Here is a 25,564-nt window from a genome sequence, read left to right as displayed (position 1 = left end):
GCGTGGCAAAGCTGCACATCATGTGCGGGGTCGGGCCGCCGGGAAGCGAATTGGCTGCTTCCTCGCGTCTGGACCAAGGCGAAGCCTGGCTCTCTTTCAGCAGCCCTGCTGCTCCTCCAGCACGTTCAGCGCCATGATGTGGGCGAGGTGCGTCAGCCCTTGCGGCAGGTTGCCGAGATAGGCCCCGGTCACAGGGTCCGCCATCTCGGTAAAAATGCCCACACCCCGTCCGAGGGCGGTGGTGGCTGCGTCCAGGGTCGCCCAGGCGCGGTCCTTCTGGCCAAGCAGCGCACGAGCCTCCGCCATCCAGAAGGTGCAGGCCAGGAAGCAGCCCTCATCCTGCTCCACGCCGCCATAGCGATAATGAAACGGACCTGCACCCAAATCCTGGTCAATGGCGTCCAGCGTCAACGCCAGCCGGTCGCGCCCGTCAAATCCGAAGCGGACCGCCAGGGCCAAGGAAGCGTCGAGCTTCTCGCTGCCGGGATGCAGCACGAAGGCGCGCTTCACCTCGGACCAGCAATTCGAGTTGATCCAGCTCTCGATCCGGTCCCGCTCCCGTGCCCAGCGATCACGGCAGGTCGTTGGCAACTGGCCGTCATCGGCCAACTCCACCGCACGGGCCAGGGCTTGCCAGCAGCTGACCTTCGACATGGTGTAGTGCTCCGCCTCGGAGAGCTCCCACAGGCCTGCATCCTTCTGCCGCCAACGGTCAGCGCATTGGTCGGCAAGCCGGGACAGCGTTTCCGCGCTGCGCGAATCCAGAATGTTGCCGCAGCTGACGAAGCGGGACGCGGTCTCGAAGATGTCGCCGTAGATGCCGTGTTGATGCTGATGCCTCGCCTGGTTGCCCACCACGACGGGCGACGAACCGCGGTAGCCGGGCACATCGATCTCGCGCAGCGGCGGCACCTCGTCCCCGAACAGCGAGTAGCAGACGCGCGGTCCCGTTTCCCGCAGCCGTTCGAGCAGCCAGGAAAACGCCGCCTTCGCCTCCGCCTGGGCGCCTGCCGCTAGAAAGGCCTTGATGGTGTAGCCGGCGTCTCGCACCCAGGCATAACGGTAGTCGTAGTTCTTGCCGCCACCAATGCCCTCGGGCAAGGATGTGGTCGCAGCCGCGGCGATGGCGCCGGAAGGGGAGAACAGCAGCAGCTTGAGCGCCAGCGCGCTGCGAACAAACTCTGCCCGGCGCTGGCCCTTGTGGCCGACGAGCCTGGCCCAGGTGCGCCACTCCTCGTCGGAGGTATCAATGCGGCGGTCGATCTCCGCAATGGGCGGAACAACCAGTGGCTCGTCCATCCCAGCAACGATGGCCAGGATCTCGCGCTGTCCTGCGCGAACCGTGAAGTGGCCGTGCACGGCCTCGTCCGACCAGTCCGGCTTGAAGCCGTCGGAGTGCAGCAAAAGCCCCAGCACTCGCTCAACGTGAAACACGTGATGCTTGCCGATGCAGGAATGGTAAGGGCTGGCTGCGCTGGCGCGGCGTCCTGGGCGCATCTCGACCCTGAACCCCACCTGGCCTCGGACGCCCTCGACACGGCGTGCGAGTTCTGCCCAGGGCAGGCGGCCCGCGGTGTCGCTGTTCATCGACTCCGTCACGCGCGCCTGGCCGGAGGCGGTGGTGAACAGGGTTTCCAGCACATTGCTGTCCGGCAGGTAGCGGCGCTCGACGGTAAATGGTTCTTCGGGCGTCACCGAGAACCGTCCGCCCTCAACGGGATCCAGCAGCCGATCGAAGAGCGGCGGCGAGTCCAGGTTGGGCACACACCACCAGTCAATGGAGCCATCGGCGCCTGATAGCGCCACCGATCTCCCATCACCGAGCGCACCGTAATCCTCCAGGGCAAGGCAGCCGTCGGTGCGCTGGCCAGCCGCCTGGGCTCTGGCGGCGACCGGAAAGGAGTGATCCATCAGGCCCTCGGCCGTGAGAACTGGCGATGCTCGGCTGCGCCTGACACAGTTCCCGCGTCCCGCAAACAATTCGCTCCGTGCAAGCTTCACCTCATCCGTCAGCCATCGGCGCGGTCAGGTGCAGCCAATGCCATTCATCAGGTCCTATAACCCTCGTCAGCGGCGTGCGTTGCCCCGTCCGACGGCCTGCCCGGTTGGCACACTGGGACAGCTGGGCTATCCACGACAGGTATGGCGGCTTTGTCGCCCCCCATATGGGTTGAGCAAGATGTCCAAGCTTTTCCATCTCATCTGTGGCTCAACCGGTGCCGGCAAGACCACCTACGCCATGACGCTCGCGGACACTTTGGGCGGCATCCGCTTCTCCATTGACGAGTGGATGATGACCCTGTTCGGGCCGGATGTTCCGGAAACGATCGAGCTGGCCTGGATGATGGAGCGCGTCGCGCGCTGCGAGGCGCAGATCGGGCGAATGGCCCTGCAGGTGGCCAGGCAGGGCTTGCCCGTTCTTCTGGATCTCGGCTTCACCACCGCCGAACATCGCGAACGAGTGGCCGCCCTGGCTCGCAATGCCGGCTTCGGTGTTCAGCTTCATCTGCTGGAAGGCGCGGCGGAGATGCGCTGGGCCCGGGTTCAGGCACGCAATCAGAACAAGGGGGCTACCTTCGCCATGCCGGTCAGCCGGGCAATGTTCGACTTCGTTGAAACTCTTTGGGAACCGCCGACCGCCATCGAGATGGCGAACATGCATGGGGTCCGGATCGACTGACTCTGTGAGGCTCCGGCGGCTCGGCCTGCTTCGCCGGTCGCGGGCGAGGCAGGGCTGCCTTTGGTCTGCCTGGTGAATGCCGGCCCAGGGCCCACCATTCCTTCTCCAGCCAACCCTGGTCCTCCGGGCCGAACGGTCTTGACCAGGGCCTTGGCCGGTGCCGAGCTTGCTTGGCCAATGCGGCCCTGGTCAGGCGGCCCTACTCACAGCCATTTCCATCCAGCCACATCTGTGCCGCCTGTACGCAGGACTGCACGACCATGGGGCGACGGCTCGGTCCAAGTTGCACCCAGGCTGAGCGCTGCTGGCGGACATTGTTGTCCATCGCCAGCCGTTCATTGACCGCCATCTTGGGACGGCACTGGTTCCAGCGTTGAATGAAGGTGTCGCATTCCTGGACGCCGATGGGCTCAACCGGGCGCTCATCGGCCCTGACACCGGTGAAGGGGGCAAGGCTGAGAGCCAGCAGCATGGCAGCGCGTATCAGAGGCATCGCGGGGGGTCCACGGCACGAGGAACAGGGAAGCTCACTTATGCTGATCCTGGAACGAACTTGCCAGGGCCGGGGACGTCAGGCTTACGCTTTGTGATCTAGCTGCCCCATTCAATGTTGAGCTCTATCGGGCGGGACCCGACACCCGACTTGCATCCCTCAGCTGCTTCAGCTTGGCAGGCTCCATGAGCAGCGCGGGTGGTCTGCCCTCTTCCGTGCTTCTGGCTCGGAGCGGTGGAACGGCAGAGCATTGATCTCGTCCCGCCAGGGCAGTCAGCAGGGCCCCGGGAGCATGTGGTTTGTTCTCCGGGGGCGACCTCCGCTGTTCTCTGCGGGCTTCGAAGGCGCCAGGCTGTCCCCGGCCGACGCCAGTCATGAAGCGCGGCTGAGCCAGCGCGCGCCAAGAAAGTCCGATCATCCCGATGAAGCTGATGGGGGGTCGTGCAGCCGTTGCGGCGAGGAACCCGGCCGCCGTCGCCGTGTCACCTTTCCCGGAAGCATGTCGCGTTCAGGCGCGAAGGGTCGGAGGTAGACGGCGTGTTCATCGGCCTTCACCATGCAAGCGGACGGATCGGCGTTCGCCTTGGCGGTTCAGTCACGACCTCGACTGGATCCGGGATGGTGCGACGTTCCGTGACAACTGAAGCACACCGCGTATGCACGGAGCCGGGACATGAGGCGCGACGACCTGCTGGACTCCCGGATGGCATGGCTCCGGCTCTGTGTCATCGTCGCACTCTCGACCATCGGCGGGGTAGGGATGTGGTCGGTGGTCGTGACGCTGCCCTATGTTCAGGCGGAGTTCGGCATCTCGCGCGGGGCCGCCTCGGTGCCGTACACGCTCACCATGCTGGGCTTTGGCGCGGGCGGTATCCTGATGGGGCGCCTGACGGATCGCTTCGGCCCGATGAAGCCGCTGCTGGGCGCGACGCTGATGCTGACCGTGGGATACATCCTGGCGAGCTTGGCACCGACACTGGCTGCCTACACCCTGGCGCAGGGCCTGCTGATCGGCATGCTCGGCGCCTCAGCGGCCTTTGCGCCACTGGTGGCCGAGGCTTCCCTGTGGTTCCGGCGGCGCCGCGGCGTCGCGGTGGCGATCGCCGCTTCGGGGAACTACCTTGCAGGCGCCGTCTGGCCACCGATCCTCAGCTGGCTCATCGGTGCGCATGGATGGCGCACCGCCCACCTCATCGTCGGCGTCCTTTGCTTGGCGACGATGGCGCCGCTCGCCCTGCTGCTGCGGGTACGGGCACCTGGATCACAGGGCAGCGGCATGCCGGGGGATGGCAACGAGGCACAGTCCTTCGGCTTGTCGCGCGCCGGGTTGACCGTGGTTCTGTCCGCTGCCGGGATCGCGTGCTGCGTCGCCATGGCGATGCCGCAGGTCCATATCGTCGCCTATTGCGGTGACCTCGGCTACGGTGTTGCCCGTGGGGCGGAGATGCTCTCGCTGATGCTGGCCTGCGGCATCGTTTCACGCCTCGCCTCGGGGCTGATCGCCGACCGGATCGGCGGCCTTCGCACGCTGCTGCTGGGTTCCGTGCTGCAGGGGCTTGCCCTGTCCCTGTTTCTCTTCTTCGACGGGCTTGTGTCACTCTACACGCTGTCGGCGCTCTTCGGGCTGGTGCAGGGCGGCATCGTGCCCTCCTACGCGGTTATTGTTCGGGAAAGCTTTCCCGCCTCTGAGGCCGGGACCCGGGTCGGGATCGTGCTGATGGCGACCCTGGTGGGCATGGCCTTCGGCGGCTGGCTGTCCGGCGTGATCTTCGATGCCACCGGCAGCTACGCGGCGGCGTTCCTCAACGGCGTCGTGTGGAACATGGCCAACGTGCTGATCGTGGTGAGCTTGCTGATGCGCAGCCGCTCGCGCCTCATAACGACATAGGGCGAGGGGCTGCCGGCACTGACGTTCGAAGAGGACGCACGAAGCCGTCCTGCTCCAGTGCCGCCATGCAGAAGGGATCGCGCCAGCGCCGTGTCAGGGTCGCTTCCCCACCAGATGGGCCTGAATGTCGTGGACGGTATCGCGGGCCGATCGCGTGATGCCCGCGAGGGTCGCGGAGGCAGCGCCGGTCCAATTGCCGTATCCGAGCAGCCAGAGTCGCGGCTCACGTGTTGAGCGGCCATTCTCGACGGCGACATGACTATCGGCCGTCAACACGCCCAGATGCGCCAGGTGGCTCAGGTTCGGACGGAAACCGGTGCACCAGATGATCGCATCCACGGCCGTGCGCGCGCCATCCAGCCAGACCACACCCTCCGACACGAAGCGATCGAAGGGCCGGACGCTGTGCAGCACATCGAGATCCCGGGCTTCCCGTACCGAGGGCACCATGACGATGTCGCCCAGGCTCTCTTCCGCGAGGTCCGGTTTCCGGCCCTCCATCTGCGCCCTGACACGCTCCGAAGCCCGCTCGAACAGCACACGGCCCGTGACCTCGTCCGGCAGGAAGCGAGGCGGTTGCCGCGTGACCCAGGCCGTGTCCGCGACCTTTGACAATTCTGCCAGGATCTGTGCGCCCGAATTGCCGCCGCCTACCACCAGCACCCGCTGACCCTCGAATTCGTCGGGCGACCGATAATCGGAGGAATGGACCTGCCTGCCCCTGAAAAGCGCTCGGCCTGAATAGGGAGGGATGTAGGGCTTGCTGGCCCCTCCCGTCGCGCTGATGACGGTCTTCGCCAGCCAGGTTCCCCGATCGGTCCGCACCGTCAGCCCCTCGGCCGATCCCAGAATGTCCCTGACGCGAACCGGCCGTTGGATCGGCAAGCTGTATCGCTGCTCGTACTGCGTCAGGTAGTCGACCACATGGTCGCGGGAAGGATAGCCACCCGGACAGGGCGGCATGGGCCAGCCGGGCAGGGAATTCATGCTGGCCGGGGAAAACAGGCGCAGGGAATCCCAGGCGTCCGGCCAGGCGCCGCCGGGGCGATCATTGGCATCCAGGATCTCGAAATCCACGCCGCCGCGACGGAGGAAGTACCCGGCAGCCAGGCCGGACTGTCCGCCCCCGATCACCACAACATCGCGCAGGACCCGGCCGCTCATGCGGCATCGACCGTTTGCCAGGGAAACGGTGTCGTCGGGTTGTCGTCAGGTGCGGGCAGATCTTGCTGCATGGTGTTCGATACCGGACGCGCTCAGCGGTTGGCCGGGCTGAGGGCGGAACGCACCCGCTGGATGCGCTCCTTGTCCCGGGCCGCCATCGCTAGAACGGCGCAGGATCCGTCCAGCGCCATGGCCATCGCGGCTGCGAAATCGGGGCCGCCCATTTCCCGGCGCGCGAGACGATCCAGCAAAGCCGCGACACGCTCCTCCTGCTTCGTTCGCTCCAGGGTGAAAAGCTGCAATGTCCACCCCTCCTTCTTCGGCACGGCAGCGAGCGCGGACTGCTTGAGTACGCTGCGCATGTCCGCGTGCGCCGGCAAACGGAAGGTTCGGCCCATATCGCGGACGCTGTCCTGATAGAAGCGGATGCGGATGGTTCGGGACAGGGCGGCGTCGGTCATCCGGATAGACTGCCACATCTCGCAGGGGTTGAGAAACAGAGAGCCCGGGCATCGTCTGGCTTCCGTGGACGAGGGATGTATCTGGCCAGCTGACCGACCGCCATAGCGGGTGGAAGGAGTGGACTAGAAGCGGTCGAAGGTTGACGTGGCAACGACATCCGGCGCTGCTGAAAGCTAGACCAGCGGGGAGATGCGCGGTTCTCTCGGTCCTTCACCGACCTCAGCCTCCCATCGCGCGGCCTCGCGTGAAGTACTCGGCTGCTTTAGCCACCTCGGCGGCGCAGCCCAGGATAACCGCCACCCGCTGGTGCAAGCTCGACGGCTCTATGTCGAGGATGCGCCCGGTATCGTCGATGGCTGCACCGCCCGCCTGTTCGATGATCATGCCGAGCGGATTGGCCTCGTACATCAGCCGCAATTTGCCCGCGCGGTCCGGCTCCCGCGCATCCCAAGGATACAGGAAGATGCCGCCGCGGGTCAGGATGCGCTGCACGTCGGCCACCATCGAGCCGGTCCAGCGCATGTTGAAGTCCTGGCGGCGCGGTCCGTCCTTTCCGGCAAGGCAGTCGGCGACGTAGTGCTGCACACCCGGAGCCCAGTGCCGCTGGTTGGACATGTTGACCGCGAACTCGTGGTGCCCGGCCGGGATGGTGATCTTGGGCTGCGTCAGCACCCAGGAGCCGACCTCGCGGTCCAGCGTGAAGCCGAACACGCCCTTGCCGAAGGTCAGCACCAGCGTGGTCTGCGGGCCGTAGATGGCATAGCCCGCCGCGACCTGATGCCGACCGGCCTGGAGGAAGTCGGCTTCCGTGACAGCGCGCCCCGAGGCCTCCTCCGGCGCCTTCAGCACCGAGAAGATGGTGCCCACGCTGAGGTTGACGTCAATGTTGCTGGAGCCGTCGATCGGATCGTAAACCAGCAGGTACTCGCCCTTGGGGTAGCGGTGCGGGATGGGATGGATGGCCTCCATCTCCTCCGACGCCAGCGCGGCCAGATTGCCGCCCCATTCATTGGCGTCCAGCAGGATGTCGTTGGCGATGACATCCAGCTTCTTCTGCACTTCGCCCTGCACGTTCTGCTGCCCAAGGCTGCCCAGCACGCCGCCGAGTTCGCCCTTGTTGATGGTATAGCTGATGGCCTTGCAGGCCCGGGCGACCACCTCGATCAGCAGGCGGAGTTCAGGTGGCAGGTTCGTGCCTTGCCGCTGCTGCTCGATGAGGAAGCGCGACAGAGAAACACGGTGCATGAGGTTTGGCTCCAGGAGATCAGGCATTCAGTCAGCAGAGGCCAGTGTCGGTCATGCAGGGCACAACGTTCATGAAGGCGTATCGGATACCGGAGGCTCGATGCCCGATCCGGGAGCATCCCGGCCCATCCTGGGTTGTCACACTCGTCAGCGCGAGCCGTGCCAGGGGCACCGCAGTCGATGATCTGTTTGCGCTCGCTGGCCAAGTATTCTGCCGAGTACCGGTGGCCTGCCAGGCAGTGGGCTGGCTGACGGCCATGCCGATCGCTTCAAGCGCGACCTTTCCCGAAGAGCTTAGTGCTCACGGCATGTGAACTCCGTGGGGACGGCGGTCACCAGATCGAACTTCCCCCGCATCCACCTGGCCCTGGCTGAGCCGTTCCTCCAGCGGCTGGTCCGCCCGGGTAAGCACCCCGTCCAGGGCGTCATCGCCACGGTTCCCGACCATGCTGGCGCCGGAAACGTATGCGGCGCGTCCGAGGAGGTGACCGGAAATGGGAATGGTGGTGACCAGGAAGAGAACTGTCAGCAGGCCGAGGATGATGGCGGAGCTGTCCGCGAGGGTCAGAACACTGCCCAGCACCATGAGCCCGGCGCCCAGCGTGCCCGCCTTGGTCGCCGCATGCATGCGCTGGAAGGGATCGGCGAAGCGCAGGAGGCCCAGGGCGGCGGCGAGCAGGAAGGCTGCACCGGCCAGCTTCAGCACCACCGCCAGGAGGGCGAGGACCACGGACATCATTGCTTTCTGCCCTTCCGCTCCAGGAACGCCGAGAAGGCGCAAATCGCCACGAAGCTGATCAGGGCGATGCCGAAGGCGACGTCGAGGAACTCCCGCCGCGCCGTCACGGTGGCCGTCAGCGCGGCGATGGCAATGGCGATGCCGGTGAGCATGTCGACGGCCACGAAGCGGTCGGCATAGCCTGGTCCGCGGATCATCCGCCAGACGGTCATGGCCAATGGCACCATGAGGAATACGATCAGGGCGGAAGACAGCCAGGCCAGCCCGGCATCGAGCGTCGCGGTCATCCCTCAATCCTCCTGATGCGCGCTTCGAAGGTGGATTTGATGCCCGACATCACGGCATCCTGGTCACTGGCGTCGAGGACGTGGACGTAGAGCGTCCGCCGATCCTCGCTGACATGCAGCGAGCAGGTTCCCGGCGTCAGGCTGGTGAGGTTCGCCAGCGTCGCGATGCCCAGATCGGTGCGCAGGTGGATGGGGACCGCCAGGATGGCAGAGGCGGTGCTCGGATTGCGCGCGAAGGCCGCGGCGGCGACCGTTACGCTGGCCACGGCCAACTCCCACAGGAAGACCAGAACCAACGCAACCGCGGCACCCGCGCGGGAGAGCAGTTCTGGTGTCATGGCATGAGCTCCGCGACAGCCCTGTCGCCGAGGACCGCCGCAACATAGCCGCGCGGGTCGGCCAGCTGGCTTGCCGCGGCTTCGGCGAAGACCACAAAGGGCTCGGCCCACAATCCTATGAGGAGCGTGAGCGCGCCCAGCGCGCCTATCGCCGCCAGCATTGGAACCGGGATAGCCCGGGCCACCCCGCGGGGCAGAACCGGCTCCTTCCAGAAGGCCTCGGTCCAGATCTTGGTCATGGAATAGAGCGTCAGGAGGCCGGTGAACAACGCGGCGGCTGCCAGCCAGTGGGCGCCATCTTTCAGGGATGCGTCGATGACCATGAACTTCGCCCAGAACCCCGACAGGGGCGGCATGCCGCCGAGCGACAGGGCAGGGATGAGGAACAATACCGCCAGCACGGGCGAACGGCGCATGAGGCCGCCGCTCCGGCGCAGGTCGAAAGTGCCGCTGGCGCGATAAATCGCACCGGCGATGAAGAACAGGTTCGCCTTCACGATGATGTGGTGGACGACGTAGAAAAGACCGCCCGCCAGGGCGAGGGGCGTCGCGATGGCAAGGCCGAGCATCATGTAGCCGATCTGGCTGACGATGTGGAACGCCAGGATGCGGCGGATATCCCACTGCACGGCGGCGCCGAAGACGCCGAAGATCATGGTTCCCGCCGCCATGACCGCGACGATCTCGCGGATGCCGCTGCCCTCCACTGTGAAGACCAGCGTGAAGACGCGGAAACAGGCGTAGACGCCAACCTTGGTGAGCAGGCCCGCAAATACCGCCGACACGGTCACGGAGGCCGTGTGGTAGGAGGCGGGAAGCCAGAAGAACAGCGGGAAGTAGCCCGCCTTGATGCCAAAGCCGCACAGCAGGAGGAGGGCCGAGACGGTTAGCGGCGCCGAGGGCTCCGCACTTGGCAGCATCAGAGCCAGATCGGCCATGTTGAGGGTGCCGGTGACGCCGTACAGGAGGGCTACGGCGGTCAGGAACAGCAGGGTCGAGAACAAGTTCAGCACGGCGTATTTCAGGACGCCGTCAAGCTGCGCGCGCGTGCGGCCAATGGCGAGCAGTCCCATCGCCGTGATCAGCATCACCTCGAACCAGACATAGAGGTTGAAGATGTCGCCGGTCAGGAAGGCGCCGTTCACCCCGGCCAGCATGCCATGGAACAGGGGGTGAAAGCCCGCCCGCGCTTCCCGCTCGCGGATGTCCGCCAGACCGAAGGTCCATGTGGCCATTGCCACCGCGCCGCTGATAGCCACCATGGCGGCGCCAAGGTTGTCGGCGACGAACGCGACGCCGAAAGGCGCCTCCCAGTTGCCGAAGCGGATGGCGAGGATGCCGTCCCGCTGTACGCGCAGCAGAAGAGTGAGCGCGGAAAGCAGCAGGAGCGCCGCTCCTGTCCCGGAGAGCCAGCGTTGCAGCCCGCGATGGTTCCAGGCCATGGCCGTGGCTGCGGCCACCGCAAGCGGGATCAGCACCGGCCAGAGCACCGCGTGTTGCCACAGGAAGCCGCTCATGCGCGTTCACCTGCCTCGGTGCGCGAGCCCTTCCGTTCCGCGATGTCGAGCGCGGCGCTGTCCAGCGTCCCAATCGAACGCTGTGTCTGGAGTGCGACGGCGGCGGCGAACGCCACCAGAGCGAAGCCGATAACGATGGCGGTGAGGATGAGCGCCTGCGGCAGCGGGTTCGCCGCCGTGCTGGACAGGATCGTTTCGCTGCCGGGGATGACCGGTGGCGCGGTTGCCCCAATCCGTCCGGCGTGGAAGATCATCAGGTTGATGGCCGCCGAGAGTACGGCGATGCCGAGGATGATGCGGACCACGTGCCGCGACAGGATCATGTAGACCCCACAGCCAGCGATCAGCGAGATGGCAAGCGCGTAGATGAGGTTCATGCCTCCTGCTCCTCCTCGTAGAAGCGCAGCACAAGCGACAGCACGCCGCCGACCACCGCGAAGTAGACGCCAAGGTCGAAGAGCAAGGTGGTGCCGATGTGGAAGCTGCCTGAGTGGAACCACCAATGGGTCAGGAACGAGCCGTGCGAGACCAGTCCCGGCAGGCCGCTCAGAAGGCCCAGCGACAGGCCCACCCCAAGCAGCGTCACGGGATGGACACGCATCGCCCTGCGTGCCGGCCGGATGCCTTCCGCCAGGGCCAGGATTGCGAAGCCGGAGGCGGCGATGAGGCCCCCGATGAAGCCTCCTCCCGGCTCATTGTGGCCGCGGTACAGGATGAACAGCGAGACCACGATCATCAGCCAGAAGAGAGGCCGCGAAAGGGCGGAGAAGATCAGCGAGTTCATGCGGATCCCCGTGTGCGAGTTCGGCGGCGCAACAAACCCCATACGGCCATGGCTGCGAAGGCGATGACCGACATCTCGCCGAGCGTGTCGATGGCGCGGAAGTCAACCAGGATGACGTTCACCACGTTGCGGCCGAAAGCCTCCGGGTAGCTTGCGGCGGCGAAGAACTCCGTCAGGCGAAGGTCGATCGGATCGACCGTCAGCGTAGCCAGGCTGACGAAGAGGAGAACGGCGAAAAGACCTGCCAGGACCATGCCCACCCGGCGCTCCGTGCCGGTTCGCGTGGAGCGCGCCATGGCGGGCAGGCGCAACAGCAGTGCGGTCAGGATCACGGTGATCAGCACCTCGACCGCGAATTGGGTCAGCGCCAGGTCGGGTGCGCCGTTGACGAGGAAGATCAGGGCTGAGCCGAAGCCAACGACGCCTACGGCGACCACCGAGCGGATCAGGGAGCGTGTGGTGATGGCCGCCACGGCACCGGCGACGGTCAGCGCAAGCACAACCGTCGCGGTGAGGCTGAACCGGCCGCCCGACAGATCGAGGGTCCAGGAGGGCTGGGTGGCGGCCAGGCCGATGCTCACGATCGCGATTGTCGAGGCGACAACGACGGCGGTGTAGCGGTGCTGGTCGCCATTCTGGAGGATGCGCGTCGACCGCTCGGCCAACGCCAGGACGGCCCCGAACAGGTGATTGTAGCCGGCATCGCCGAGCGCCCTGTCGAGGTGGCCCCGCAGGGACAGGCGTGACAGCAGACTTGGCCATGCGAGGTAGATCAGGAACCCGAGAGCCACCACGGCGGCGCTCAGCGCCAGCATGGGTGTCCAGCCATGCCACAGCGCCGGGGAAAGAGAAACGGGGGCGCCTGCAAGGGCAGTGGCGGCCGGACCCACCAGGAAGCTCGCGACAGGGCCGGGTGCAAGGCCGAGACCGATGCCGAGGACGGCCAGCACCAGCGGTCCGGTGGCCAGGCCCGGGGTTTCGCCATGGTGTTGCTCTGCGACGCGCGCCTGACCCAGGAAGAAGGGGCGTAGCGTGACGATGAGGGCAATGGCGACGAACGCAGCATTGCCCAACACGGCCACGGCGATGACCCACCAGCCGAAGCTGCTCTCCAGCTGGGCTTCGAAGACGTACTCCTTGGCAATGAAGCTGAAGGTGGGTGCGAGACCTGCCATGGCCAAGGCGGCGAGTGCCGCGGCGCCCGCGGTGGCCGGAAGCGCCCGGCCGAGGCCGTTGATCTCGCGCAGCTCCGTGCGTCCCGTGGCGTGGATCGCGGTGCCGGCGCAGAAGAACAGGGTTGCCTTGTAGAGGGCGTGGGCCAGGATGAAACTCACCGTGGCGATCGCCGCGACCGGACCATCGAGGCCGATCAGCAGCACCAGGAGGCCGAGCGAGCCCACCGTGGAGTGTGCGAGCACGGCCTTGTAGCCGGAGCGGGATAAGGCGCCCAGCGATGCCACGAGGAGGGTCGCTGCGCCGAAGGCCACCAGGGTGGGCCCGAAGGCGGGCATGGCGGAGAAGGGCAGGTCGAGCCGGGCCAGCAGGTAGACGCCGAGCTTCACCATGGTGGCCGAATGCAGGTAGGCCGAGGCCGGCGTTGGCGCTGCCATGGCGTTTGGAAGCCAGAAGTGGAACGGCACCTGCGCCGACTTGGTGAAGGCGCCAATCAGCACCAGGACCAGGATGGCGTGCGCCAACGGAGAGGCCGCGATTTCATCGCCGCGTGCCGCCATGTCCGACAGCGAGAAGGTTCCGAGTTCCATGCCGATCAGCAGGATCCCGGCGAACAGCGCCAGACCACCGCCCGCCGTGACGATGAGGGATTGCAGGGCCGCCTTGCGAGCGGCGGGTTTATGGGAGTCGAAGCCGATCAGCAGGAAGGAGACGAGGCTGGTCAGTTCCCAGAAGGCGTAGAGGCCGATCAGGCTGTCCGACAGCACGGTGCCCAGCATCGCACCCATAAACAGGAGGATGAGGGCAATGAAGTTGGCGCCTTTCTCCCGCGGCTTGTTCGCGAAGTAGGCGCCTGCATACAGGACTACCAGCGACCCGATGCCGGTGATCAGGAGCGCGAACAAAAGCGAGAAGCCGTCGAGGCGGAAGGATAGCGAGACCCCGAGTGACGGTACCCATTCAATCGTCTGGAGGACCGGCTCGGCGAACCCCATGACCGCAAAGCACCCGAACAGAAGCGCCGGGATGGCGGCGGCCAGCAGGCTGCCCCAGGCGGGAAGCCGGATGAGGGTTGGACGCGCCAGTGCAGCCCCTAAGAACGAGAGGGTGAGCAGGGCAGCCAGGTTCAATGTCGATTTCCTCGGCCGGACAAAAGGATCCTGGGCCGCGGTACCATCCCGAGATGGTCGGGAGAAATTGGAAGCGCTATGTTCCTCGATAGATTTTATCTATAAGACGGTCCATGCCCCGCATCCAGCAGCTTCGCTACCTTGTCGCGATCGCTGACACCCTCAGCTTTAGCCGGGCCGCTCAGGCATGCCATGTCACCCAGCCGACACTGAGCATCCAGGTCAAGGAGATGGAGGACCGACTCGGCGCCCGCCTGATCGAGCGTACGCGGGCCAGCGTCATCCTGACGCCGGTCGGTGCCGAAATTGCCCGTCGGGCCAGGACGGTACTGGCGGAGGTGGAGGACATCCGGGAGATCGCGCGGCGGGACGATCCGGAGGCGCTGCAAGGCAACCTGCTGTTTGGGGTTGTCCAGACGGTCGGCGCCTATGTTCTCTCGGTGGCCATGCCCACCCTCAAGACCAGGTTCCCGCATCTCCGCGTTGTCGTTCGCGAGGACCGCCCGGAGAGCCTGTTCGAGAAGTTGTCGGACGGGACGTTCGAGGCTCTGCTTCTGCCGGACGAGCCCGGCCATCGCGACTTTACGTCGGTGCGGCTCCTGCAAGAGCCGCTGCATGTCGTGTTGCCATCGGATCACCGGCTGGCGGGTCGTGAGACGGTCGATCCGGAGGATCTGGCGGGGGAAACCATTCTGACGATGGAGCGCGGGCATCGCATCCATGACCCGATCGCCGCGCTCTGCGAGCGGGTGGGGGCGATCCACGCACGCGACTATGCGGGCACGACGCTGGACACCCTGCGGCTGATGGTGGCGACCGGTATGGGCATCACCCTGCTACCAGCACTTTACGTCCGCTCCGACGTGTTGCGGGAGAAGCTCGTTGTTGCCCGGCCCCTGTCATCGGGAGCACCGGTCAGGCCACTGACGATGTCCTGGCGCAGCACCTCTCCCCGTCACAGGACGTACGCGTTGCTGGCGGCCACTGTCAGTGAGTGCCTCACGCCGTGGGGACTGCCGGAGTAAGGGTTGCTTGCATCCTCGCGGTGCCAGCCGGACACCGCTGACGCTTCGCCCTTCGTCCTGAGCGCCCTGTCACGCAGGCGGAATTTTCATGCCGAGGCGCGGGAGCAGACGACGAACCGAGCCTACACCGTCCAAGACGGCAGCTCTTGCCGGCCGATGCCCGCAGGCTGGCCCGACGGCATTACGGATCAGGGCCACAATTGGCGATCCGGAACTTCTTGTGAAAAGATGCTTCTCATCTTGGCATCCATCCGATCTTGCCGTGCCACGGCATGGCTCGGAATGGCCTCTTGTACCTGAGGTCACATCACAAGGGATCTGTCTCGCCAGCAAGGCGTGCGGCAGTGGCAAGCTTGTCGGCCCGCTCATTCATCTCGTCGCCCGCATGGCCGCGCACCCACAGCCATTCCACCTTGTGCGGTTTGGCCGCTGCCAGCAGGCGCTGCCACAGTTCGTAATTGGCCACCGGGTCCTTGGCGGCGTTGCGCCAGTTGTTGCGCACCCAACCATGGATCCAGCGGCTGATGCCGTTGCGCACATACTCGCTGTCGGTGTGCAGCTTCACGGTGCAGGGACGCTTCAGCGCTTCAAGCGCCATGCAGGCGGCGGTCAGCTCCATGCGGTTGTTGGTGGTGGCAGCGTCGTAGCCGGAAAGCTCTTTCTCCGCTCCTCCGAACCGCAGGATGGCCGCCCAGCCGCCAGGACCGGGATTGGGCTTGCAGCCGCCATCGGTCCAGATCTCGACGAAGCGTTCCGCCGCCTCGGGCACGGCCTGTTCGAACACGTCAGAGGCCATAGGCGCCAACATTCCGGGCCTGGGCATGGAAGCGCAGGCGCCTGAGGTATTCGAGGGGGTCCTTGCGCGTTACCAGCGCGCCGGGTGGCGTGTGGGTCCAGTCGTAGAGACGGGTCAGCAGGAAGCGAATGGCGCCGCCGCGGCACAGCACGGGCAGGGCGGCCAGTTCCTCCTGTGTCAATGGGCGCAGGGCATTGTAGGCGTTGATCATCGCACGGGCCTTGGTGACGTTGAAGGCGAGGTCCGGCTCGAAGCACCATGCGTTGAGGCAGATGGCGAGGTCATAGGCCAGGAAATCCGTGCATGCGAAATAGAAATCGATCACGCCGGAGCAAACCGGAACACCGCCCCTGCCTTCCAGGAAGAATACGTTGTCGGGGAACAGGTCGGCATGGATGTGGCCACGCGGCAGGCCCTTCGGCCATTCGGCCAGAATGCCGGACAGGTGCTGGTCGAGCTCGGCGATCAGGCCGGGCTGAACGGCGTCGCCGCCATCCCGGCACCGGTCCAGCAGCGGCTTCCAGGCGCGAGGGCCGAGTGTGTTGGGGCGCTCTGCACGGAAGCCTTCGCCGGCGGCATGCAGGGTGGCCAGGGCGGCGCCCAGCGGGGCGCAATGTTCGGGGCGCACGCGCCGCGGCCAGATCCCCGGCAGAAAGGTGCAGATGGCAGCGGGCCGACCGGCCAGGCTACGCAGTGCCACGCCATCCCGGCCGGCCACAGGGAGCGGGCAGGACAGGCCACGCGATCCCAGATGCCGCATCAGCCCCAGGAACCAGGGCAACTCCGCCGGGTCCACGCGCTTCTCGTACAGCGTCAGGATGAAGTCGCCATTGCTGGTCTTCAACGCAAAGTTGCTGTTTTCCACACCCTCGGCAATGCCGCGGAAGGCGAGCAGCTCGCCCAGATCATATTCGGCCAGGAAGAGGCGCAGCGCCTCGTCCGTGACCTCGGTATAGACCGCCATCCCTGTCCCGTCGCTGGAAGTTCGCTTGCCTTCAGCGCGTCAGCAGCGCCGGCAGCTTGAAGGTGATTGTTTCCTCCGCCACCACCACCTCCTCGGTGGTGACCATGAAGCGCTGGCGGAGACGCGCGAGCACCTCCTCCACGAGTAGCTCAGGCGCGCTGGCGCCGGCGCTGATGCCGATGGTCGCCTTGCCGTCCATCAGGGCGGGGTCGAGCTCGAAGCCGCGCTGCACCATGATGGCGTGCGGGCAGCCGGCCCGCACGGCCACCTCGCGCAGGCGCACGGAGTTGGAAGAGTTGGGGGCGCCCACCACCACCATCATCTCGGAGCGCTCGGCGATGGCCTTCACGGCAGCCTGGCGATTGGTGGTGGCGTAGCAGATGCTGTCCTTGTGCGGCTCGGCCATGTCGGGAAACCGGCGGCGCAGCGCGGCGACGATCCCCGCCGTATCCTCGACGGAAAGCGTGGTCTGGGTGGTGTAGGTCAACGGCAGGTCCGGCACCGGCTTGCCTTCCGCATCCTCCACTGACTCGATCAGGGTGAAGGATCCTTCAGGCAGCTGTCCCATGGTGCCGACCACCTCCGGGTGGCCCTCATGGCCGATCAGCAGGATGTGGCGGCCGGCGGAAGACTGGTGCTCGGCGGCTCGGTGCACCTTGCTGACCAGGGGGCAGGTGGCGTCGAGGTAGATCATCTCCCGCCGCTTGGCCTCCGCCGGCACGGCCTTGGGCACGCCATGAGCGCTGAACACCACCGGGGCGTCGTCCGGGACTTCGTCCAGCTCTTCCACAAACACCGCGCCCTGGGCGCGGAGACCCTCGACCACGAATTGATTGTGGACAATCTCGTGCCGGACGTAGACCGGGGGACCGAACTTGCGGATCGCCTCCTCGACGATCTTGATGGCGCGGTCCACGCCGGCGCAGAAGCCGCGCGGGCCGGCCAGCAGCACATGCAGGGCGGGCTTGACCATCGTGGCTGCCTGGCCGACAGGGGCGGTGTCATTCATGGCGTCGTCCATAGGAAGTGGCACTGGCCTTCGGTCCGGGTCTCTGGACGGGGCACTAAGGGGAAGAGAGGCAGCATGGTCAAGGCGCGGAACCTCCAGAGGGTGAAATTCGCCGCGATGGCGGGCGTGGTGGCGCTGCTCGCCGGCTGTGGCGGCCGCACCGGTGCGCCCGACCCGCTGCGCAACGCCCAGGCGCCGTGCCCTGAGATCGGCATTCTGCGCGACGCGGCGGAGCTAACCCGCTTCCGCCCCGGCGCCGGACAAGATCTGACCGCCATGCAGCTCAACGCCTCCTTGACCGGTTTCGACGCACGCTGCGACTACGCGCCCGACCGGGCCGGGCTGGATGTCACACTGACGCCCCGCTTCAGCGCCGAGCGCGGGCCGGCCGCCACGGGCAGCACGGTCAACATCCCCTATATGGTAGCGGTGCTGGACGGCGACAGGATCCTGTCTCGCGCCGCCTATCAACTTCCGGTCGCGTTTCCGCAAAATGTTGCGCGTAGCCGCAGCCAGGGTGAGGAGTTGAGCATCCGCATCCCCGGCTTGCCGCAGGCCGCGGCGCAAAAGCGCGTGCTGCTGGGCTTCGTGCTGAGCCCGGAAGAACTGGAGCTGAACCGCCGTCGCGGGCCGTAGGGAATCGCCTGCCCCGGCCGGACCGGGGCAGGCCGTGCTTCGCCAGAATTTAAGTTGCGAATGAGTTGCAATGCGGTTAGCCCGGCCACCGATCCGAGGGTTCCGTCATGCCGCTTTCCCGCCGCGCCCTGCTGGGCGCATCCCTGCTCGCCTGCCCGTTCCTGGCTGCTGCCGCCCCGGCCCCGCGGGAGATCACCGATATCACCGGGCGCCGTGTGCGGGTGGCGAGCCCGGCGCGCCGGGTCATCCTGGGCGAGGGGCGGCAGATGTACCTGGTCGCCGCGCTGATGCGGGAGGCGCCCTTTGAGCGCGTGGTCGGCTGGCGGGACGATTTCCGCAAGGCCGACCTCGATGGCTACAATGCCTATCGCGAAACCTATGCCGCACAGATGGATCGGCTGCCGGTCTTCGGCGGCACCAAGGAGGGCACCTTCGACGTCGAGCAGGCGATCGAACTCAGGCCTGACGCGGTGATCATGAACCTCGAGTCCAGAGCCGCCACAGAGGGCGCAGGGCTGATCGAGAAGCTGGGCGCCGTGGGCATCCCGGTGCTGTTTATCGACTTCCGCGAGCGGCCCTTCGAGAATGCCGGCCGCAGCATCGCCATCATGGGCGAGGTGCTGGGCGTGGAAGCGCGCGCCGGTGAGCTGGCTGCCTTCCGCCAGGCCGAGATGGACAAGGTCACGCAGCGCCTCGCCGGCTTTGCCGGGCCGCGCCCCAAGGTGATGGTCGAGCGCGCCGGCGGCTATGACGAGAGCTGCTGCATGTCGTTCGGCAACGAGAATTTCGGCCGCATGGTGACGCTGGCCGGCGGCGAGAACATCGCGGCCCGCTTAATTCCCGGCACCTTCGGCACGGTGAACCCGGAGCAGGTGATTGCCGCGCAGCCCGATGCGGTCGTGGTGACCGGCGCCAACTGGGAGCTCTACTCGCCTGGCGGAGCCTGGGTCGGGGTGGGACCGGGTGCCGACCCCGAGGTGGCGCGGCGGAAGCTCCGGGCGTTGATGCAGCGGCCGGCCTACCGCCACCTTCCGGCGGGACGCGGCGTGCGGGTGCATGCCATCTGGCACCAATTCTACGACAATCCGTACCAGTTCGTGGCCATCCAGGCCCTGGCGAAGTGGCTGCACCCGGAGTTGTTCGCCGATCTGGACCCGGAAGCGACCTTTCGTGCCTTTCACGAGCGGTTTCTGCCGGTGGCCTACCGGCCGGGCTACTGGGTGTCGCTCTAGACGTTCCGGAAGCCGATGCCGCTTGCGCCCGGCTGCGCGCTCGGGCAAGAGGGCTGGACCCGCAGATCCCACGCGGGAGAGAGTGGCGCATGCCACCGCCGAAGGCGCAACCGGCCCCCGGAAACGCTCAGGCACCAAGGGCCGCGTGGGGAAGGGGCCTCTGGAAAGCCCGGCGCCTGGAATCAGGCAACGGCACCGACGGAGTAAGGCGCGTCAACGCCCGCGCTGAATCTCTCAGGTCATCGGACAGAGGGGGGCCACAACCCTGTGTTCGCCGCGCGCAGGCGCGGTGCTGGAGGTTCTGTGGCCGATACCCTGCTGGAAACGCCGCTCGCGGCGCTGCATCGTGAACTGGGCGGGAAGATGGTGCCCTTTGCCGGCTATGCCATGCCGGTGCAGTACCCGGCCGGCATCATGGCCGAGCATCTGGCGACCCGTCAGGGCGCCGCGCTGTTCGACGTCTCGCATATGGGTCAGGCCGAGCTGACGGGCGAGGGCGCGGCCGCCGCGCTGGAGCGCCTGACGCCCGCCGATGTGCAGATCCTGAAGCCGGGCCGGCAGAAATACGGGCTGCTGACCACCGAATCCGGCGGCATCCTGGACGACTTCATGGTGGCCAATCTGGGCGACCGGCTGTTTCTGGTGCTGAATGCCAGCCGCAAGGATGTGGATTGCGCCGCCATCGAGGCTGTTCTGCCCGCCGGGGTCAAGCTGACCCGCTTGCCGGACCGCGCCCTGATCGCCTTCCAGGGACCGGCCGCCGTGTCGTCCCTCGCGACGCTGGCGCCCGCCATCGCCGCGCTGCCTTTCATGGGCGTGGCTGCGGCCGAGGTGCAGGGCATTCCGGTGCTGGTCAGCCGCTCGGGCTATACCGGCGAGGACGGGGTGGAGATCAGCGTCGCTGCCGAGCAGGCCGAGGATCTGGCACGTGCGCTGCTGGCGCTGCCGGGTGCCATGGCGGCCGGACTTGGCGCGCGGGACTCCCTGCGCCTGGAAGCCGGGCTGTGCCTCTACGGCAACGACATCGATGAGACCACCAGCCCGGTCGAGGCCAACCTGACCTGGACCGTGGGCAAGCGTCGCCGCACCGAATGGAACTTCCCTGGCGCCGATCGCGTTCGCGAGGAACTGGATGGCGGCCCGAAGCGGCTGCGCATCGGCATCCTGCCCGAAGGCCGCCAGCCTGCCCGCGCCCATACCGCCATGTCCATGGATGGCCAGACGGTGGGCGAAGTCACCAGCGGCACCTTCGGCCCCAGCCTCAATGGACCCTGCGCCATGGGCTATGTGGCGCGGGAGCACGCCGCCGACGGCACGAAGCTTGACCTCATGGTGCGTGGCAAGGCGGTTCCCGCCCGTGTCGCCGCCATGCCCTTCACCCCGCATCGCTACGCCCGATAAGGAATCCCAGCAGATGGCCGAACTGAAATTCTCCAAGGACCATGAATGGGTGCGGCTGGAGGGTGGCGTCGCCACCATCGGCATCACCGATCACGCGCAGACAGCGCTGGGTGACGTGGTGTTCGTCGACCTGCCCGAAGCCGGACGCGAAGTCGCGGCCGGCGAATCCGTCGCCGTGGTGGAAAGCGTGAAGGCCGCCTCCGACGTGTATGCCCCGATTGCCGGCAAGATCGTGGAAAGCAATGCGGCGCTGGCCGACGACCCGTCGCTGGTGAACGGGTCAGCCCAGTCGGATGGCTGGTTCTTCAAGATCGAGGTGGCCGACACCGCGGAGATTGAGGCCCTGATGGATGCCGACGCCTACCAGGCCTTCGTCGACAGCGAAGCCTGAGAACAAAAAGGACAGAGCGGGCATGAGCAGCGCCATCGACGAACTGAACGGGCTGGAAGATCACGCCGCCTTCGGCAGCCGCCATATCGGGCCGTCCCCAACCGAGGTGGCGGCGATGCTGGAAGCGGTCGGTGTGGACAGCCTCGACGCGCTGGCCGAGCGCACCGTGCCCGCCGCCATCCGGGGCCAGGACTTCTCCGCCCTGCCTAGGCCGGTGAATGAGGCGGAGGCGATCGCGGAGCTGCGGGACCTGTCCGAGCTGAATGTGGTGAAGCGCTCGCTGATCGGCCTCGGCTACCATGGCACGCATGTGCCGCCGGTGATCCTGCGGAACGTGCTTGAGAATCCCGGCTGGTACACCGCCTACACGCCTTATCAGGCGGAAATCGCCCAGGGGCGGCTGGAAGCCCTGGTCAACTTCCAGACAATGGTGACGGACCTGGCCGGCCTGCCAGTGGCCAATGCCTCGCTGCTGGATGAGGCCACCGCCGCTGCGGAGGCCATGGCCCTGGCGCTTGCCGCCACCCGCGCCAAGTCGCAGACGCTGCTGGTGGCCGCCGACGTGCACCCGCAGACCATGGCCGTGATCCGTACCCGCGCCGAGCCGCTGAACATCGCGGTCGAGGTGGTGGACGTGGCCGGCCTGGCCGCAGCCTGCGAGGCGTCTAAGCCTTTCGCGCTCGTGCTGCAGTATCCGGGTTCGACCGGCGAGGTGCGCGACATCGCGCCCGAGATCGCCGCCGTGCAGAAGGGCGGCGGTCTGGCCATCGTCGCCGCGGACCCGCTCTCGCTGGTGCTGCTGACGCCGCCGGGCGAGATGGGCGCCGACGTGGTGATCGGCTCCTCTCAGCGCTTCGGCGTGCCGATGGGCTATGGCGGCCCGCACGCCGCCTTCATGGCCGTAAAAGATAGCTACAAGCGGCTGATGCCCGGGCGTCTTGTCGGCGTTTCGGTGGATGCTTCAGGGCGGCCGGCCATGCGCCTTGCCCTGCAAACGCGCGAGCAGCATATCCGGCGCGAAAAGGCGACCTCGAACATCTGCACGGCGCAGGTGCTGCTGGCCGTCATGGCAGGCATGTACGCGGTGTGGCACGGCCCCGAGGGACTGACCCGCATCGCGAAGCGCGTGGCGCTGCAGGCGCGCCTGCTGGCTGATGCGGCGCAGCGCGCCGGCTTCACCCTGAGGCACGCAGCCTTCTTCGACACGCTGACCATCGACGCCGGCGACAAGGCCGATGCGCTGATGGAAGGCGCGCTGGCGGATGGCTTCAACCTGCGCCGCATCGACACCACGGCGGTTGGCATCGCCCTGGACGAAACGGTGTCGCGGCGCGAGCTGGAAACCCTGGTGGCGCTGCTCTCGGCCGTTGGCGGCAAGAAGGTGGCGCTGGCGGATCTGGCCGGGCAGGGCGGCATTCCGGAGGCGCTGGCGCGCGGCTCGGCCATTCTCAAGGCCGCCGTGTTCAACACGCACCATTCGGAGCATGCCATGCTCCGCTACCTCAAATCGCTTGAGGACAAGGATGTCGCGCTGAACCGCAGCATGATCCCGCTGGGGTCCTGCACGATGAAGCTGAATGCGACCGCCGAGATGATCCCCGTCACCTTTCCGGGCTTCGGCAACATCCATCCCTTCGCTCCGGTGGATCAGGCGGGCGGCTACATCGCGCTGATCCGGCGGCTGGAGAAGTGGCTGGCCGCCATCACCGGCTTTGCCGGCGTGTCGCTGCAGCCCAATGCGGGCAGCCAGGGCGAGTATGCGGGCCTGCTCGCCATCCGCGCCTTCCATCGCGCCAATGGCCATGGCGAGCGCGACATCTGCCTCATTCCGTCTTCGGCGCATGGCACCAACCCGGCCTCGGCGGTGATGGCGGGGATGCGCGTGGTCGTTGTCGGCTGCGACAAGGACGGCAATGTCGACCTCGCCGACCTCGATGCCAAGATCGCGCAGCATACCGAGAAGCTGTCGGCGCTGATGATCACCTATCCCTCGACGCATGGGGTGTTCGAGGAGGAGATCATCCGCATCTGCGACGCGGTGCATCAGGCGGGCGGGCAGGTCTACATGGACGGCGCCAACATGAACGCGCAGGTCGGGCTGACCTCGCCCGGCCGCATCGGCGCCGATGTATGCCACCTGAACCTGCACAAGACCTTCTGCATCCCGCATGGCGGCGGCGGGCCCGGAGTCGGCCCGATCGGCGTGGCGGCGCACCTCGTGCCGCATCTGCCGAACCATCCGCTGCTGAAGGAAGCCGGGCCGGAAACGGGCCTCGGCCCGGTTTCGGCGGCGCCTTTCGGCAGCGCGTCGATCCTGCCCATCTCCTACGCCTATATCCGCATGATGGGCGGCGAGGCGCTCACCCGCGCCACCCAGATCGCCATTCTCAACGCCAACTACATCGCCAAACGGCTCGATGGGCACTTCCCCGTGCTCTACAAGGGTGCGCGTGGCATGGTGGCGCATGAGTGCATCCTGGATTGCCGCGGCTTCCAGCAGGGCGGGGGCGTACTGGTCGAGGACATTGCCAAGCGCCTGCAGGATTACGGCTTCCACGCGCCCACCATGTCCTGGCCCGTCACCGGCACGCTGATGGTGGAGCCTACTGAGAGCGAGCCCAAGGCCGAGCTGGACCGGTTCTGCGACGCCATGATCGCCATCCGCGCCGAGATCCGCGCGGTGGAACAGGGCCGCATGGACAAGGCCGACAATCCGCTGAAGAACGCGCCCCACACGGCGGTGGAAATTGCCGCCGCCGAATGGACGCATCCTTATTCGCGGGAGGAGGCGGCTTACCCGCTGCCCTTCGTCGCGGCGCATAAGTATTGGCCGCCGGTGAAGCGCGTGGACAATGTTTATGGCGACCGCAACCTGGCCTGCACCTGCGCGCCGCTGGAGGCCTACGCTCAGGCGGCGGAGTAAGAAGCAATCCTGGGGTGGTTGAACCACCCCGGGGCCCCGGCATCCATACCGCCTCCGGTGCGCCGGGGGGGCATTTTGGTTTGACTGTTCTAGGAACCTGACCGGCGATCCTCTTGCCGTTCCGCCCCGATCGAGAACGGAAGGAGTTCGCAGATCGCGTGGGTTCCATTGATCGGCCGCCGCGACGTGCAGCCCATGCTGGTTCCGGCGACGACGATCCGGCATGCTTCCCCGGCAACAAAAACAATCCTGGGGGACACCGTTCATGATCACACGCCGCAGCTTGCTGGGCGCGACGCTCGCGCTGCCTGCCCTTGCGGGACCGGCCCGTGCGCAGGGGACATGGCCTAACCGTCCGGTGCGGATGATCGTGCCCTATCCGCCCGCCGGATCGACTGACTTGCTGACTCGCCTGATCTGCGAAAGGCTGCAGCAATCACTTGGCCAGACCTTTGTGGTCGAGAACCGCCCGGGCGCCGGTGGCAATATCGGCATGGATGCCGTGGCGAAATCGGCACCCGATGGCTACACGTTCGGCGCCGCGACCATTGGCCACTTCACCATCAACCAGTTCCTCTACCGGGACATGCCCTGGAACATCGACCGGGACTTCCAGCCCGTGTCTCTGACCTGGGAATTTCCCAACGTCGTGGTGGTGGCGAGCCAGCATGTGCCCGCGACGACATTGAAGGAATTCATTGTCTGGGCGGGGCAGCGGCGCGGCGGCGTGTCCTTCGGCTCGCCCGGCGTCGGCACCACGCCGCACCTCTCGGGCGAGATCTTCCGCGACCGCCTGAAGCTGGACGCCACGCATGTGCCGTTCCGGGGCGCGGCACAGACCATTCCCGCCATGCTGTCGGGCGACGTCACCTTCGCCATCGACAACCTTGCCTCCTATGTGCCGGTGATCCAGGAAGGGCGGATGCGCGCCCTGGCCGTGACAAGTGCCGAGCGCTGGCCGACCCTGCCCGATGTGCCCACCATGGCCGAGGCGGGAATGGAAGATTTTGTGATCACCTCCTGGGGTGCATTTGTGGCCCCGACGGGCACGCCACGCCCGGTGATCGACCGCATGAACGCCGCGCTCCGGGAGGTTCCGGCCGACAGCGCCGTGCGGGACCGCTTCCTGAAGGCCGGCGGCCTGCCGCTCTGGTCCACGCCGGAGGATGTTGTCGCCCGCGGCAAGGCGGAACTGCCGATGTGGCAGGAGGCGGTTCGGAAATCCGGAGCACGCGCCGACTGAGCGCGGCGCCGGACATCCCATCCGGCGCCATGGTCGGGCTGCTG

Annotated in this window: 24 protein-coding genes and 2 riboswitches; of the genes, 9 read left to right on the top strand and 15 right to left on the bottom strand. The window is 66.7% G+C overall.

What is annotated here, in order from left to right:
* Nucleotides 1-96 precede the first annotated feature (96 nt).
* A complete protein-coding gene (locus ACFOD4_RS03765; RefSeq protein WP_379594464.1) occupies nt 97-1,911 on the bottom strand; it encodes a glycoside hydrolase family 15 protein in 1,815 nt (604 codons plus the stop codon).
* A gap of 268 nt (nt 1,912-2,179) precedes the next feature.
* Here ACFOD4_RS03765 and ACFOD4_RS03760 point away from each other — a divergent pair, with 268 nt between their 5' ends.
* Nucleotides 2,180-2,680, top strand: a complete 501-nt coding sequence (locus ACFOD4_RS03760) for an AAA family ATPase (protein WP_379594462.1) — start codon at nt 2,180-2,182, stop codon at nt 2,678-2,680.
* A gap of 199 nt (nt 2,681-2,879) precedes the next feature.
* Here the strand turns inward: ACFOD4_RS03760 and ACFOD4_RS03755 are convergent, their stop codons facing one another.
* Entirely contained in the window at nt 2,880-3,173 is a 294-nt protein-coding gene (locus ACFOD4_RS03755) for a hypothetical protein (protein ID WP_379594460.1), read from the bottom strand.
* Nucleotides 3,174-3,846: 673 nt separating this feature from the next.
* Here ACFOD4_RS03755 and ACFOD4_RS03750 point away from each other — a divergent pair.
* On the top strand, nt 3,847-5,061 hold the full coding sequence (locus tag ACFOD4_RS03750; RefSeq protein ID WP_379594458.1) for an MFS transporter: 1,215 nt from the start codon (nt 3,847-3,849) through the stop codon (nt 5,059-5,061).
* Nucleotides 5,062-5,154: 93 nt separating this feature from the next.
* On the opposite strand, the gene ACFOD4_RS03745 is transcribed toward ACFOD4_RS03750, so the two are convergent.
* The 10 genes from ACFOD4_RS03745 to mbhE all read right to left on the bottom strand — a co-directional run bounded on the left by ACFOD4_RS03745 (nt 5,155) and on the right by mbhE (nt 13,900).
* A complete protein-coding gene (locus tag ACFOD4_RS03745) occupies nt 5,155-6,225 on the bottom strand; it encodes an ArsO family NAD(P)H-dependent flavin-containing monooxygenase (protein WP_379594455.1) in 1,071 nt (356 codons plus the stop codon).
* 92 nt (nt 6,226-6,317) lie between these two features.
* Complete coding sequence (locus ACFOD4_RS03740; protein WP_379594452.1) at nt 6,318-6,686, bottom strand: hypothetical protein; 369 nt, start codon at nt 6,684-6,686, stop codon at nt 6,318-6,320.
* Nucleotides 6,687-6,906: 220 nt separating this feature from the next.
* Nucleotides 6,907-7,932 carry a class 1 fructose-bisphosphatase gene (locus ACFOD4_RS03735; RefSeq protein WP_379594449.1) on the bottom strand — a complete coding sequence of 342 codons (1,026 nt, stop codon included), beginning with the start codon at nt 7,930-7,932 and terminating at the stop codon, nt 6,907-6,909.
* A 301-nt stretch (nt 7,933-8,233) separates the two neighbouring features.
* Complete coding sequence (gene mnhG, locus ACFOD4_RS03730; RefSeq protein WP_379594447.1) at nt 8,234-8,668, bottom strand: monovalent cation/H(+) antiporter subunit G; 435 nt, start codon at nt 8,666-8,668, stop codon at nt 8,234-8,236.
* On the bottom strand, nt 8,668-8,958 hold the full coding sequence (locus ACFOD4_RS03725; protein ID WP_379594445.1) for a monovalent cation/H+ antiporter complex subunit F: 291 nt from the start codon (nt 8,956-8,958) through the stop codon (nt 8,668-8,670). Before ACFOD4_RS03725 ends, mnhG begins: the two co-directional genes overlap by 1 nt.
* Complete coding sequence (locus ACFOD4_RS03720; RefSeq protein ID WP_379594443.1) at nt 8,955-9,296, bottom strand: Na+/H+ antiporter subunit E; 342 nt, start codon at nt 9,294-9,296, stop codon at nt 8,955-8,957. The genes ACFOD4_RS03725 and ACFOD4_RS03720 overlap by 4 nt, the downstream gene beginning before the upstream one ends.
* Nucleotides 9,293-10,813, bottom strand: a complete 1,521-nt coding sequence (locus ACFOD4_RS03715) for a Na+/H+ antiporter subunit D (RefSeq protein ID WP_379594441.1) — start codon at nt 10,811-10,813, stop codon at nt 9,293-9,295. The genes ACFOD4_RS03720 and ACFOD4_RS03715 overlap by 4 nt, the downstream gene beginning before the upstream one ends.
* Nucleotides 10,810-11,190 carry an NADH-quinone oxidoreductase subunit K gene (locus ACFOD4_RS03710; protein ID WP_379594439.1) on the bottom strand — a complete coding sequence of 127 codons (381 nt, stop codon included), beginning with the start codon at nt 11,188-11,190 and terminating at the stop codon, nt 10,810-10,812. The genes ACFOD4_RS03715 and ACFOD4_RS03710 overlap by 4 nt, the downstream gene beginning before the upstream one ends.
* On the bottom strand, nt 11,187-11,597 hold the full coding sequence (locus ACFOD4_RS03705; protein WP_379594437.1) for an MnhB domain-containing protein: 411 nt from the start codon (nt 11,595-11,597) through the stop codon (nt 11,187-11,189). The genes ACFOD4_RS03710 and ACFOD4_RS03705 overlap by 4 nt, the downstream gene beginning before the upstream one ends.
* Nucleotides 11,594-13,900, bottom strand: a complete 2,307-nt coding sequence (gene mbhE, locus ACFOD4_RS03700; protein ID WP_379594435.1) for a hydrogen gas-evolving membrane-bound hydrogenase subunit E — start codon at nt 13,898-13,900, stop codon at nt 11,594-11,596. Before mbhE ends, ACFOD4_RS03705 begins: the two co-directional genes overlap by 4 nt.
* A 113-nt stretch (nt 13,901-14,013) precedes the next feature.
* On the opposite strand from mbhE, the gene ACFOD4_RS03695 reads away from it, so the two are divergent.
* Nucleotides 14,014-14,925 (top strand): LysR substrate-binding domain-containing protein, encoded by a 912-nt coding sequence (locus tag ACFOD4_RS03695; protein WP_379594432.1) that lies wholly within the window; start codon nt 14,014-14,016, stop codon nt 14,923-14,925.
* Nucleotides 14,926-15,232: 307 nt separating this feature from the next.
* On the opposite strand, the gene rnhA is transcribed toward ACFOD4_RS03695, so the two are convergent.
* The 3 genes from rnhA to ispH are packed head-to-tail and all read right to left on the bottom strand — an operon-like array spanning nt 15,233 to nt 17,694.
* Nucleotides 15,233-15,721, bottom strand: coding sequence for a ribonuclease HI (rnhA, locus tag ACFOD4_RS03690; protein ID WP_379594430.1), 489 nt, complete (start codon nt 15,719-15,721; stop codon nt 15,233-15,235).
* On the bottom strand, nt 15,711-16,685 hold the full coding sequence (locus ACFOD4_RS03685; RefSeq protein WP_379594427.1) for a homoserine kinase: 975 nt from the start codon (nt 16,683-16,685) through the stop codon (nt 15,711-15,713). Before ACFOD4_RS03685 ends, rnhA begins: the two co-directional genes overlap by 11 nt.
* Nucleotides 16,686-16,716: 31 nt before the next feature.
* Nucleotides 16,717-17,694, bottom strand: coding sequence for a 4-hydroxy-3-methylbut-2-enyl diphosphate reductase (gene ispH / locus ACFOD4_RS03680; protein WP_379594425.1), 978 nt, complete (start codon nt 17,692-17,694; stop codon nt 16,717-16,719).
* Nucleotides 17,695-17,769: 75 nt separating this feature from the next.
* Here ispH and ACFOD4_RS03675 point away from each other — a divergent pair, with 75 nt between their 5' ends.
* From ACFOD4_RS03675 to ACFOD4_RS03650, 6 genes are all read left to right on the top strand, one after another.
* A complete protein-coding gene (locus ACFOD4_RS03675) occupies nt 17,770-18,330 on the top strand; it encodes a hypothetical protein (protein ID WP_379594422.1) in 561 nt (186 codons plus the stop codon).
* 107 nt (nt 18,331-18,437) lie between these two features.
* On the top strand, nt 18,438-19,562 hold the full coding sequence (locus ACFOD4_RS03670) for an ABC transporter substrate-binding protein (RefSeq protein WP_379594420.1): 1,125 nt from the start codon (nt 18,438-18,440) through the stop codon (nt 19,560-19,562).
* A gap of 63 nt (nt 19,563-19,625) precedes the next feature.
* A riboswitch (glycine riboswitch) is annotated at nt 19,626-19,716 on the top strand.
* Nucleotides 19,717-19,719: 3 nt separating this feature from the next.
* Nucleotides 19,720-19,815, top strand: a riboswitch (glycine riboswitch).
* A gap of 50 nt (nt 19,816-19,865) precedes the next feature.
* Nucleotides 19,866-20,963 (top strand): glycine cleavage system aminomethyltransferase GcvT, encoded by a 1,098-nt coding sequence (gene gcvT, locus ACFOD4_RS03665; RefSeq protein WP_379594418.1) that lies wholly within the window; start codon nt 19,866-19,868, stop codon nt 20,961-20,963.
* A gap of 13 nt (nt 20,964-20,976) precedes the next feature.
* The gene (gcvH, locus tag ACFOD4_RS03660) at nt 20,977-21,354 is read left to right on the top strand and encodes a glycine cleavage system protein GcvH (protein ID WP_379594416.1); all 378 of its coding nucleotides are present in this window, start codon (nt 20,977-20,979) and stop codon (nt 21,352-21,354) included.
* A gap of 22 nt (nt 21,355-21,376) precedes the next feature.
* The gene (gene gcvP / locus ACFOD4_RS03655; protein WP_379594414.1) at nt 21,377-24,277 is read left to right on the top strand and encodes an aminomethyl-transferring glycine dehydrogenase; all 2,901 of its coding nucleotides are present in this window, start codon (nt 21,377-21,379) and stop codon (nt 24,275-24,277) included.
* Between the two features lie 265 nt (nt 24,278-24,542).
* Nucleotides 24,543-25,520 (top strand): Bug family tripartite tricarboxylate transporter substrate binding protein, encoded by a 978-nt coding sequence (locus ACFOD4_RS03650; protein ID WP_379594411.1) that lies wholly within the window; start codon nt 24,543-24,545, stop codon nt 25,518-25,520.
* The last annotated feature ends 44 nt before the right edge of the window (nt 25,521-25,564 follow it).

The sequence above is a fragment of the Teichococcus globiformis genome (genome assembly GCF_042646265.1).
GTDB lineage: Bacteria > Pseudomonadota > Alphaproteobacteria > Acetobacterales > Acetobacteraceae > Pseudoroseomonas > Pseudoroseomonas globiformis.
The sequence above is the reverse complement of the archived record's forward strand: the minus strand, read 5'-3'. Positions and strand labels throughout refer to the sequence as shown.

Bases quoted from the DNA above. Each gene is read 5' to 3' on its own strand.
- gcvP (WP_379594414.1), top strand. From the start codon at position 21,377: ATGAGCAGCGCCATCGACGAACTGAACGGGCTGGAAGATCACGCCGCC.
- ACFOD4_RS03725 (WP_379594445.1), bottom strand. From the start codon at position 8,958: ATGACCGCGACGCTCGATGCCGGGCTGGCCTGGCTGTCTTCCGCCCTG.
- ACFOD4_RS03675 (WP_379594422.1), top strand. From the start codon at position 17,770: ATGGTCAAGGCGCGGAACCTCCAGAGGGTGAAATTCGCCGCGATGGCG.
- ACFOD4_RS03760 (WP_379594462.1), top strand. From the start codon at position 2,180: ATGTCCAAGCTTTTCCATCTCATCTGTGGCTCAACCGGTGCCGGCAAG.
- ACFOD4_RS03735 (WP_379594449.1), bottom strand. From the start codon at position 7,932: ATGCACCGTGTTTCTCTGTCGCGCTTCCTCATCGAGCAGCAGCGGCAA.
- ACFOD4_RS03750 (WP_379594458.1), top strand. From the start codon at position 3,847: ATGAGGCGCGACGACCTGCTGGACTCCCGGATGGCATGGCTCCGGCTC.
- ACFOD4_RS03765 (WP_379594464.1), bottom strand. From the start codon at position 1,911: ATGGATCACTCCTTTCCGGTCGCCGCCAGAGCCCAGGCGGCTGGCCAG.
- ACFOD4_RS03650 (WP_379594411.1), top strand. From the start codon at position 24,543: ATGATCACACGCCGCAGCTTGCTGGGCGCGACGCTCGCGCTGCCTGCC.
- ACFOD4_RS03720 (WP_379594443.1), bottom strand. From the start codon at position 9,296: ATGACACCAGAACTGCTCTCCCGCGCGGGTGCCGCGGTTGCGTTGGTT.
- rnhA (WP_379594430.1), bottom strand. From the start codon at position 15,721: ATGGCCTCTGACGTGTTCGAACAGGCCGTGCCCGAGGCGGCGGAACGC.
- ACFOD4_RS03670 (WP_379594420.1), top strand. From the start codon at position 18,438: ATGCCGCTTTCCCGCCGCGCCCTGCTGGGCGCATCCCTGCTCGCCTGC.
- ACFOD4_RS03740 (WP_379594452.1), bottom strand. From the start codon at position 6,686: ATGACCGACGCCGCCCTGTCCCGAACCATCCGCATCCGCTTCTATCAG.
- ACFOD4_RS03755 (WP_379594460.1), bottom strand. From the start codon at position 3,173: ATGCCTCTGATACGCGCTGCCATGCTGCTGGCTCTCAGCCTTGCCCCC.
- ACFOD4_RS03715 (WP_379594441.1), bottom strand. From the start codon at position 10,813: ATGAGCGGCTTCCTGTGGCAACACGCGGTGCTCTGGCCGGTGCTGATC.
- ispH (WP_379594425.1), bottom strand. From the start codon at position 17,694: ATGAATGACACCGCCCCTGTCGGCCAGGCAGCCACGATGGTCAAGCCC.
- mnhG (WP_379594447.1), bottom strand. From the start codon at position 8,668: ATGTCCGTGGTCCTCGCCCTCCTGGCGGTGGTGCTGAAGCTGGCCGGT.
- ACFOD4_RS03710 (WP_379594439.1), bottom strand. From the start codon at position 11,190: ATGAACCTCATCTACGCGCTTGCCATCTCGCTGATCGCTGGCTGTGGG.
- ACFOD4_RS03695 (WP_379594432.1), top strand. From the start codon at position 14,014: ATGCCCCGCATCCAGCAGCTTCGCTACCTTGTCGCGATCGCTGACACC.
- ACFOD4_RS03685 (WP_379594427.1), bottom strand. From the start codon at position 16,685: ATGGCGGTCTATACCGAGGTCACGGACGAGGCGCTGCGCCTCTTCCTG.
- ACFOD4_RS03705 (WP_379594437.1), bottom strand. From the start codon at position 11,597: ATGAACTCGCTGATCTTCTCCGCCCTTTCGCGGCCTCTCTTCTGGCTG.
- ACFOD4_RS03745 (WP_379594455.1), bottom strand. From the start codon at position 6,225: ATGAGCGGCCGGGTCCTGCGCGATGTTGTGGTGATCGGGGGCGGACAG.
- gcvH (WP_379594416.1), top strand. From the start codon at position 20,977: ATGGCCGAACTGAAATTCTCCAAGGACCATGAATGGGTGCGGCTGGAG.